At 71.7% G+C, this 9091-nt stretch carries 7 protein-coding genes; 5 read left to right on the forward strand and 2 right to left on the reverse strand.

Annotation, left to right across the window (positions count from 1 at the left end; translation table 11 throughout):
• Positions 1-108 precede the first annotated feature (108 nt).
• Both AOK03_RS09275 and AOK03_RS09280 read left to right on the forward strand, forming a co-directional pair.
• Positions 109-678 carry a helix-turn-helix domain-containing protein gene (locus AOK03_RS09275; protein WP_055564700.1) on the forward strand — a complete coding sequence of 190 codons (570 nt, stop codon included), beginning with the start codon at positions 109-111 and terminating at the stop codon, positions 676-678.
• 59 nt (positions 679-737) lie between these two features.
• Positions 738-1265, forward strand: a complete 528-nt coding sequence (locus tag AOK03_RS09280) for a GNAT family N-acetyltransferase (RefSeq protein WP_055564704.1) — start codon at positions 738-740, stop codon at positions 1263-1265.
• Positions 1266-1293: 28 nt separating this feature from the next.
• Here the strand turns inward: AOK03_RS09280 and AOK03_RS09285 are convergent, their stop codons facing one another.
• On the reverse strand, positions 1294-2187 hold the full coding sequence (locus tag AOK03_RS09285; protein ID WP_079074585.1) for a sugar phosphate isomerase/epimerase family protein: 894 nt from the start codon (positions 2185-2187) through the stop codon (positions 1294-1296).
• An 8-nt stretch (positions 2188-2195) separates the two neighbouring features.
• Positions 2196-5690 carry a ThuA domain-containing protein gene (locus AOK03_RS09290; RefSeq protein ID WP_425264365.1) on the reverse strand — a complete coding sequence of 1165 codons (3495 nt, stop codon included), beginning with the start codon at positions 5688-5690 and terminating at the stop codon, positions 2196-2198.
• Between the two features lie 296 nt (positions 5691-5986).
• On the opposite strand from AOK03_RS09290, the gene AOK03_RS09295 reads away from it, so the two are divergent.
• The 3 genes from AOK03_RS09295 to AOK03_RS09305 all read left to right on the forward strand — a co-directional run bounded on the left by AOK03_RS09295 (position 5987) and on the right by AOK03_RS09305 (position 8880).
• The gene (locus tag AOK03_RS09295; protein WP_055564702.1) at positions 5987-6967 is read left to right on the forward strand and encodes an alpha/beta fold hydrolase; all 981 of its coding nucleotides are present in this window, start codon (positions 5987-5989) and stop codon (positions 6965-6967) included.
• A gap of 78 nt (positions 6968-7045) precedes the next feature.
• Entirely contained in the window at positions 7046-7429 is a 384-nt protein-coding gene (locus AOK03_RS09300; protein WP_055564703.1) for an MmcQ/YjbR family DNA-binding protein, read from the forward strand.
• Positions 7430-7623: 194 nt separating this feature from the next.
• On the forward strand, positions 7624-8880 hold the full coding sequence (locus AOK03_RS09305; RefSeq protein ID WP_055564706.1) for an MFS transporter: 1257 nt from the start codon (positions 7624-7626) through the stop codon (positions 8878-8880).
• Positions 8881-9091 lie beyond the last annotated feature (211 nt).

The following is a 9091-nucleotide window of genomic DNA, read 5'->3' on the forward strand; positions in this document are numbered from 1 at the left end:
ACTGAGGGCAGGGCGGGGCCGGGGGTCGGCTCCTTCCGCGGGGCCGAGACGCAGCCCACACGCGGCCGACCTTGCCGCCGTTCCCGCATTCGGGATACTTTCCCGAATATGGAACACGACGGAGATGGAGTCGACGCGCGCCTCGCCGCGCGACTGTCCGAGCTGCGCGCCGAACGCGGCTGGTCCCTCGGCGAGTTGGCCGAACTGAGCGGGATCAGCCGCTCCACCCTGTCCCGCGCCGAGCGTGCGGAGATCAGCCCCACCGCGGCCCTCCTGAACCGGCTCTGTGCCGTCTACGAACGGACCATGTCGCAGCTCCTGAGCGAGGTGGAGGCGGAGCCCGCCCAGCTGGTGCGCGCCGTCGACCAGGCGGTCTGGGCCGACGACGAGGCGGGCTTCATGCGCTGGGCCGTCTCGCCGCCCCGCACCGGGATGCGTGGCGAACTGGTCGAGGGCCGACTGCAGCCGGGCGCCGACATCGCCTACGACCGGCCGCCCGTGCCCGGCCTGGAACAGCACATCTGGGTGCTCGAAGGAGCCCTGGAGGTCACGGTGCAGGGCGAGCCGCACACCCTGCGGACCGGAGACTGCCTGCGCTTCCGGCTGTGGGGCGCGTCGCGGTTCCGCTGCGCGGGCGAGGAGGCGGTGCGGTACGCGCTCGTGGTGGTGAGGCCTTGACCGGCGGCCCGACCGCCGGTGGACCGGTCACCGGCGGCCTCAGGACCGGCGGCCCGCGCCTGGAACGCCTGGACGCGACCGGGCTCCGCGACGCCTCCGGCCAACTGGCCGAGCTGCTGGTCGACACGGTGCGGGGCGGCAGCTCGCTCGGCTTCCTCGCGGACCTGGACCGGGCCGCGGCGCACACCTGGTGGCACGGACTCGCCCCGGCCGTCGAGGCGGGCAGCCTCGCCGTCTGGGCGGCCCGCGACGGGCACCGGGACGACCGACGGGTCACGGGCACCGTCAGCGTCGCCTTCACCGACAAGCCCAACGGCCGCCACCGCGCCGAGATCGCCAAGCTGATGGTGCACAGCACGGCCCGCGGACAGGGCCTCGCCCGCGCCCTCCTGGCCGCCGCGGAAGACACGGCGGCGGAGGCGGGCGTGACCCTCCTCGTCCTCGACACCGAGACCGGCAGTCCCGCCGAGACCGTCTACCGCAGGGCGGGCTGGACCGAGGCCGGGACCATCCCCGACTACGCGGCGGACCCCTCGGGAGCCCTCCACCCGACGACCCTCTTCTACAAGCGGCTCGGCGCCGGGTGACCGACGCCGAGCCGGGGCGGGCGGCACGTCAGTACCGCAGCGCCGCCAGGTACGCGTAGCTGTTCCGCGCGGTCGCGAACGGGTCCGCGGGGGAGTCGTGCTCGACCAGCCACTGCCGGACGCCGCCCACGCGCGCGTGGGCGAACATCGCGGCGAAGCCGAGCGTCCCCGAGCCGACGTCGGCGAAGCCGCCGTCGGGAGCCATGTCCTTCACGTGCAGCGCGGGGAACCGGTGCGGATGGCGCCGGAAGTACGTCGCCGGATCGGCGCCGCCCTTCACCGCCCAGTACACGTCCAGCTCGAAGCCGACCAGTTCGGGATCGGTCTCGGCGAGGAGGACGTCGTACAGGTTCGAGCCGTCGACCACCACGTGGTCCGTGCCGTGGTTGTGGAACAGCACGGGCCCGAGCCCCGCCTCGCGCGAGGCGCGCCCGATCCGGTTGAACTGCCGCGCCGCCTCCCGGAACCCGTCCGGCGTATGCAGCGCGCCGGGCAGGCTCGGCACCACGGGCCACTCGGCGCCCAAGGCGTGCAGGTCGTCGAGCGCCTGGGGGAGTCCGGCGCCCGTGAGCGTCGGATAGGCGACGTGCTCAAGGACCGCACGCAGGCCGACGGCGTCGAGCATCCGCCGGATCCCGGCGGCGTCGTACCCGTGGCGGCCGCTCACCCCCACGGTCGCGTAGCCGATGTCGGCGAGCTGCTCCAGGGTGCCCGCGAAGTCCCGGGCCAGGGCGTCGCGCATCGTGTACAGGTGCATGCCGATGCCGCCGCGCGGGACGCGCCGCTTGTGCGCCCGCTCCGCCGCCCGCGCGGGCAGCGCCCCGCCCACGGCCGCCGCGAGCCCCAGGGACGTACCGGCGCACGTACGGAGAAAGGCACGCCTGGCGCCGTTCACGGAAGACGCGCTCGGAGATCCGGTCATGGTCGTCCTCACTTCGCCGTGATCCGGACAGCGCCGGTCGTCGTGTCGCCCTTGTCGTCGGTGACGGTCAGATGCGCCGTGTACGTCCCCGCGCGCGCGTACGCGTGCTCGGCGCTGCCGCTCTCCGTGCCGCCGGGCCTGGAGTTGTCGCCGAAGTCCCAGTGGTACGAGGCCGCGGTGCGGCCCGCCGGGAGCTGCACCGTGCTCGTCAGCTTGACGGCGAGGGGCGCCGGGCCGGTGTCCGGTGCCGCCTTGACCGTCACCTTCGCGCCGGTCTTCTTCTCGGCCCCGGGGCCGTTGAAGTGCAGCCAGTCGACGGTGAGGAGGTCCGGCTCGTCGGACGACCACGCGGGGTTGGTGAAGACGGCGTAGAGCTTCGTCGTGCCGTCGTGGGCGGCGAGGTCGGTGGTCGGCGAGACGAAGTTGCTCCAGCCGCCCGTGTTCGGCACGCTCACCTTGCCGAGCAGCTTGCCCGTGGGGGATCCGGCGCGGAACTCGACGTCACCGCCGAGACCGCCCGAGGCCGCGCCCACCGTCACGGAGTCGACGCCCTTGAGGTGCACCGGGTCGAAGGAGACCCAGTCCCCGTCCTCGATCTCGATGAGCCGCTTGCCGCCGGAAGCGTCCGCGCGGTCGCCGGTGTCCGCCCCGCCGTGCGCGCCGCCCGTGGCGGTCCGGTGCTCGGCCTCGCGGTAGGAGGTCCGCAGCGTCAGCGAGGCGGAGCCGGTCAGCGCGGGCACGTCGCCCGCTCCCTTGTCCTCGTACTGCGCCGTGATGCCGTAGTAAAGGTTCTGCCCCGGGCCGTGGCTGTCACCGGCATCCGTCACGATCTCGCCCGCGCAGCCCTTGTAGTTGTCCAGTGGGTGCAGATGGGTGTCGTGCCCCAGCTGGGACTGTACGACGACCCGGTCGCAGTCGATCCGGCCGTCCTCCCGGTCCGTCACCTTGACCTTGAACGGGATGGTGTCCCCGAAGCTGAACGTCCCGCCGTTCGGCGGCTGCTGGACCGTCACCTGTGGCCGCGTGTTGCCGACCGTGATGTCCCGCACCGCGAGAGCGCTCAGTTCGTTGGGCCCGGTCACCTTCAGACGGGCGGTGAACTGCCCCTTCGCGGTGTACTTGTGCGTAGGGTTCGCCTCGGTGGAGTCGGTCGTGCCGTTGCCGTCGAAGTCCCAGGCGTAGGTGACGGGCGTGCCGTCCGGCAGCCCCGAACCCTCGCCGGAGAACTTCACGGTGAGGGGCGTGGGCCCGTTGTCCGGCGTCGCGGTGACCCGGGCGTCCGGGAGGCGGCCGTCCGCCACGTAGTCGATGCGGTAGATGCCCGAGCCCTCGTTGCTGCCGCCGCGGCCCGTGCCGCTGCCGAGCCCGAAGTCGATCACGTACAGCGCCCCGTCAGGACCGAAGTCGGCATCGAAGGGCTGATTCCACTTCATGTTGGAGAAGACGGAGTTGATGGACTGCAGATCGCCCTTCTTGGCCGGCGGGAAACGCGGGTCGGAGAACGACTGGTCCTTCTCCTGGATCGAGAAGGTCTTGAACCACTGCCGGGTCAGCTCGTACGCGAGCCACTTCCCCTCGAAGTACTCGGGGAACTTCGTCTTGTACGTGTTCGCCGCGTCGTAGTCGTACACGGGACCGCTCATCGGGCCGCCGCCACCCGTGCCGAGCTCGGGGAACTCCTTGGACTCGGAGTAGGCGTACCAGACGTTCGCGGGCTGGGCGGGCGGCAGTTCGCGCAGGCCGGTGTTGTTCGGCGAGTCATTGACGATCTTCGCGCAGTCGAACTCGTCCTTCGAGGTCTTCGTCGCGAAGTCGTAGTCGTTGAACGGCGTGTTGTCGCCGATGCAGTACGGCCAGCCGTAGTTGCCCGCCTTGGTGATCCGGTCGAACTCGACCGTCCCCTCGGGGCCGCGGTCCGCCACCGCCTTCTTCGCGTCGGGGCCGTAGTCGGCCATCAGCAGCGCGCCGCTGATCGGATCCGTGGTGATGCGGAAGGGGTTGCGCAGCCCCATCGCGTACACCTCGGAGCGCGTCTTGTCCGTACCGGGCGGGAAGAGGTTCCCCTCCGGCACGGCGTACGTCCCGTCGTCCTTCGGCGTGATCCGCAGGATCTTGCCGCGCAGATCGTTGGTGTTCCCCGCGGTGCCCTGCGCGTCCCAGGCACGGCGCCCTTCGCGCTCGTCGATCGGCGCGAAACCGTCCGACGCGAACGGATCGGTGTTGTCGCCCGTCGCGACGTACAGATCACCCTTCTTGTCGAAGGCGATCGACCCCGCCATGTGCGAATTGGCCCGGCCCTCGCCGCGCCATGTCGGAATCGTCAGCAGCCGCTTCTCGGACGACGCCGCGACCTTCCCGCCGGATTCGGTGAAGCGGGACAGATTGATCCGCTTCTCCGTCTTGTCGGAGTGCAGCAGATACAGCCAGTGGTTGTCCTGGAACTCCGGATCCAGTGCGAGACCGAGCAGCCCGTCCGACTGGCTCGTCATCTCCGGCGTGTACGCGAGGTCGAGCGCCGTGGAGACCTTGAGCGTCTCCTGGTCGATGGTCTTCAGTTTTCCCGTGCGCTGGACGAAGAAGACCCGGCGGTCGGGCGCGACGGCCAGCTCGAACGGGTCGGCGAGGTCCGCGGTGGCCAGCGGGGTGCGCTGGAAGGCGCCCGTCTTGGTGGCCGTGCAGTCACCCGGCTTGTCACCGGCGGCCCACTGGATGCCGCCGAGGACGTGCTGGAGGAACCCCTCCTCCTCGAAGGCCGACTCGGCGTGCCCGCCCGCCGTGTACCAGGAGCGGCCGCCGTCGTAGTTCTGGCACCAGGACCACGGGTGGTCGGCGCCCTCGTCGAGCCCCGTGACGCCGTCGCGCACCTTGATCTGCGCGAGGGTGTGCACCTTCCCCGTGGGATTGGTGCGCCAGTTGTACCACTCCTCCTCGCGCTCCCAGAGCTCCGGAAGCCCCTTCGTGGACGGGTGCGCGCGGTCGAGCACCTTGACCCGTCCCTTCTGGACGGCGGGGTGCTTGTCGAAGATCGCCCCGACCAGGCCCTCGTACCAGTCCCAGTCGCGCTCGCTCGCCGACGCCGCGTGCAGCCCGACCCAGCCGCCGCCCGCCCGGACGTACTTCTGGAACGCGGCGCGCTGCCCGGCGTCGAGGAGATCGCCCTTCTCGGGCGTGGAGTTGGTGTTGTTGAAGACGATGGCCTGGAAGCGGGCCAGGTTGGCGTCGGTGAACGCCCCGGCGTCGTCCGTGGCCTCGACCTCGAAGCCGTTCTCGCCGCCGAGCTTCTTGATCGCCTCGATGCCCGCCGGGATGGAGTCGTGGGGGTAGTTCGTGACCTTGGAGAAGACCAGGACTCGGAAGGCGGGGGCGGCCTCGGCGCGGGGCGGGGCCGCGATCCCGAGGCCCACGACGAGCGCGAGCAGGGCGACGAAGACGAGCAGGGCTCTCGGTGCGCCTCTCGGCACTCTCCTCGGAGCCGCGGAACTCGCGGAACTCATGGAACTCATGGCGCTCCCTGGGCTGGCTTGGCTGATGGCCGGCTGCCGGTCGCCGGGTGTGCGGTGAGTCGCGTGGTGCGGTGAGTTGCGTGTGCGCGGTGCGGGGGAAGCACCTGTTAGAAAGCGCTTTCACGGTGCGGGACTCAGGGTAGGTTCCGGTTCCGCGAAGGGTCAATGGGTTGGAAGAACCGGGAGGACCGCAAGAAGTGGGGGAGTCGAAAGGGGCGAAAGGTCCGCATGACGTCCCGCGTGCGGGGGAAGCTGCCCGCAAGACCGCCGACCGTACCCACCAGGGAGCCCTCGCGATGCCCGACCGAGCCGATGACACCACCGCCTCCGCCCCCGCGTACACCGCGGGACTGCTCAACGCGGCGGACGGCGTGCCCGTCGCCACGTACACCTGGCTGCCGGCCGACGGCAGGCCCCGCGCGTACGTGCAGATCGCGCACGGAGCCGCCGAGCACGCCCTGCGCTACGACCGCTTCGCCCGCCACCTGACCGGGCACGGCTACGGAGTGGTCGCCTCCGACCACCGCGGCCACGGCGCCACCGCCCAGGCCACCGGTGGCTACGGAGTGACGTCCGATACGGCGGGCCCCGAGGACGCCGACAGCTGGCGGGCGGTCGTCGACGACCTCAAGGCCATCGGCGACCAGGTGCGCACGCTGCACCCCGGCGCCCCGTTCTTCCTCCTGGGGCACAGCCTCGGTTCGATGCTCGCGCGGGACTACGCGCAGGAGTACGCCGACGGACTCGCCGGAGTGATCCTCTCCGGTACGTTCCGCTCGCTGCCCGGCGCCGAGATCGAGGGGTCCATCGCCCGCCTGGAACGCGAGGTGGCCGAACGCGGACGAGCCGCACTCTCCTCGTACGTCCCCGATCTCTTCGCCTCGTTCAACGACCCCTACGAGCACCGCACCGGCTTCGAATGGCTCTCCCGGGACGAGTCCGAGGTCGACGCCTACGCCGCCGACGAACGCTGCGGATTCGCCTTCTCCGCGGGCCTCTCCCTGGACTGGGTGCGCGCCGTGCGGAAGATCAACGACCCGCGCAACATCGCGCGCGTCCCCGCCGACCTGCCGATCCACATCGCCGTCGGCGAGCAGGACCCCTGCAACCAGCGCATGACCCTCGTCCACGAACTCCTGGAGGACTTCCGGTACGCGGGCGCCGAGGACCTCACCTGGAAGGGCTATCCGGACGCCCGCCACGAGATCCTCAACGAGACCAACCGTGACGAGGTCCAGGAGGACCTGACGGCCTGGCTGGACAAGCGGGTGCTCTGAGGCCCGGAGGGCGCCGTCAGGTGACTGCGAGGGGCGCTCTCGGTGGCGCTGTCAGTGGCGTTGGCTACGGTTCATCACATGTCGAAGTCCAGATCCCGTGCCCGTGTCACCTTGGACGACGTGCGCCGCATCGCGCTCGCCCTGCCGGAGACGGTGGAGAAGATCGCGTGGAGCATGCCCACGTTCCGGGTCGCCGGGAAGATGTTCGTGACGGTTCCCGACGACGAGACGTCGTTCGCCGTGCGCTGCCCGAAGGTCGAGCGCGACGAACTGGTCCTCGCCGAGCCGGACAAGTTCTGGGTCGCCGCCCATGAGGCGAGCTCGGCCTGGGTGCGGGTGCGCCTCGCCGCCCTGGACACCGCCGAGCTCACGGACATCCTGGCCGACTCCTGGCGCCAGGCCGCGCCGCCCCGACTCCTGGAGGAGCACCCCGAGTTGGGGGTGGCGCCCGCGGAGCGCTGACCGCCTCGGTCCACGGCCCGATTTGCAGAGAGCGCTGTCTGTGCTCCGTGGCATGATCCCACCGTTGCCGTAGGGAGGGGTCGGGGAACGTGCCGACGGGTTCGGGGGCACAAGGGAAATCGGGGGCACAAAGGAAATCGGGGGCGCAAGGGCGATCGAGGCCACCGGCGAGAGGCGACGAGGGCGCCCGCCCCATCTGGTCGCGCGACTTCGGCCTGTTCTTCGCGGCCCGTACGGTGGCCAAGCTCGGCGACACGATGCTGCCGGTCGCCCTCGCCGCCGGACTGCTGCGGGAGGGACACGGCGCCGGAGCGGTCGGCCTCGCGATGGCGGCCACGACCGTCTGCTTCGCGGGCCTGGTCATCTTCGGCGGGGTCTTCGCCGACCGCTTCAGCACGCGCCTGCTGATGATCGGGGCCGACCTCGTCCGGCTCGGCACCCAGTCGCTCGCCGCGGTGTTCTTCTTCACCGGCCACGTCGTCCTCTGGCAGATCTGCGCGATCGGCGCGGTCAACGGCGCGGCGGCCGCCCTCTTCCAGCCGGGCGTCGCCAGCACGGTCCCGCGCCTCGCCGACGACGTGCAGAAGGCGAACGGCGCGATCCGCGTGGCCGAGTCGACCGCGTCCCTCGCGGGTCCGGCCGCCGCCGGTGTCCTGGTCGGCCTCGCCTCGCCCGGCGCCGTCTTCGCCGCGCACGCGGCCACGTACGGACTCAGCGCCCTGTGCCTCCTCCTGCTCCGCCTGCCGCCCGCACGCCCGGGGTCGCAGCCGCACAGCAACGGCTTCCGGGCGGACCTCGTGCAGGGCTGGCGGGAGTTCAGGGCCCGCACCTGGCTGTGGAGCGTCATCGCCGTCTTCAGCGTGCTGATGATCACGACCACGGGGCCGACCGTGCCGCTCGTGGCGACCCTCGTCGTCCAGGAGCACGGCTCGGGCGCGTACGGCCTGGTGAACTCCGCCCTGGGGGCGGGCACCGTCCTCGGTGGCCTGCTCGCCCTGCGGCTGCGCCCCCGTCGCATGCTCCGCGCCGGGGCCGTGGCGCTCGTCGCCTACGCCGCTTTCCCCACCGCCGTCGGCGCCCAGCTGAGCGTCCCGCTGATGTCGGCGGGCGCGGCCGTCGCGGGTGCGGGCGTCTCCTTCTGGGGAGTGATGTGGGCGACGAGCGTCCAGACGCAGGTCCCGCCGGACGTCCTCAACCGGATCCACGCCTATGACGTCGCGGGCTCCCTCGCCATGCTGCCGGTGGGCCAGGCCCTCGCGGGTCCCGCGGCGGCCGCCTTCGGCGCGGAGGCGGTGCTGCTCACGGGTGGCGTCATGACGGTGACGGTCTGTGTCGCCCTGTTCGCCATACCGGCGATCCGTGGCCTGGTCCGGGCCGACGCCCCCGCCCTGGCCGCCGGTCCGGTGCTTTCGGCGGGGCCCGCGCCGGTGGGGCACGACGGCGGCCGGTGATCTGGGTCACGCGTGCGACCCGCCACGTTCCGGCCCGTCCCGGCCGCCGGGCCCGGGAGCGGGCCCGGGGCGGCTTGTTCCGATCCGTGCCCGGTGTCCGACCCGGGAAAGGCGTGAGCGATCACCGGTCGGAGTGCGGTATTGTTTCGGTGCGCGTTCGGCCAGGGGAAACCCCAGGTCACACGGGCATCGGGACGTGGCGCAGCTTGGT

This window comes from Streptomyces atriruber (assembly GCF_001418325.1).
Taxonomy (GTDB): domain Bacteria; phylum Actinomycetota; class Actinomycetes; order Streptomycetales; family Streptomycetaceae; genus Streptomyces; species Streptomyces atriruber.

What these genes read in the sequence shown, in the direction of transcription:
- AOK03_RS09300 (WP_055564703.1), top strand. Translation starts at nt 7,046, where the DNA reads ATGTCGAAGTCCAGATCCCGTGCCCGTGTCACCTTGGACGACGTGCGC.
- AOK03_RS09285 (WP_079074585.1), bottom strand. Translation starts at nt 2,187, where the DNA reads ATGACCGGATCTCCGAGCGCGTCTTCCGTGAACGGCGCCAGGCGTGCC.
- AOK03_RS09295 (WP_055564702.1), top strand. Translation starts at nt 5,987, where the DNA reads ATGCCCGACCGAGCCGATGACACCACCGCCTCCGCCCCCGCGTACACC.
- AOK03_RS09275 (WP_055564700.1), top strand. Translation starts at nt 109, where the DNA reads ATGGAACACGACGGAGATGGAGTCGACGCGCGCCTCGCCGCGCGACTG.
- AOK03_RS09290 (WP_425264365.1), bottom strand. Translation starts at nt 5,690, where the DNA reads ATGAGTTCCATGAGTTCCGCGAGTTCCGCGGCTCCGAGGAGAGTGCCG.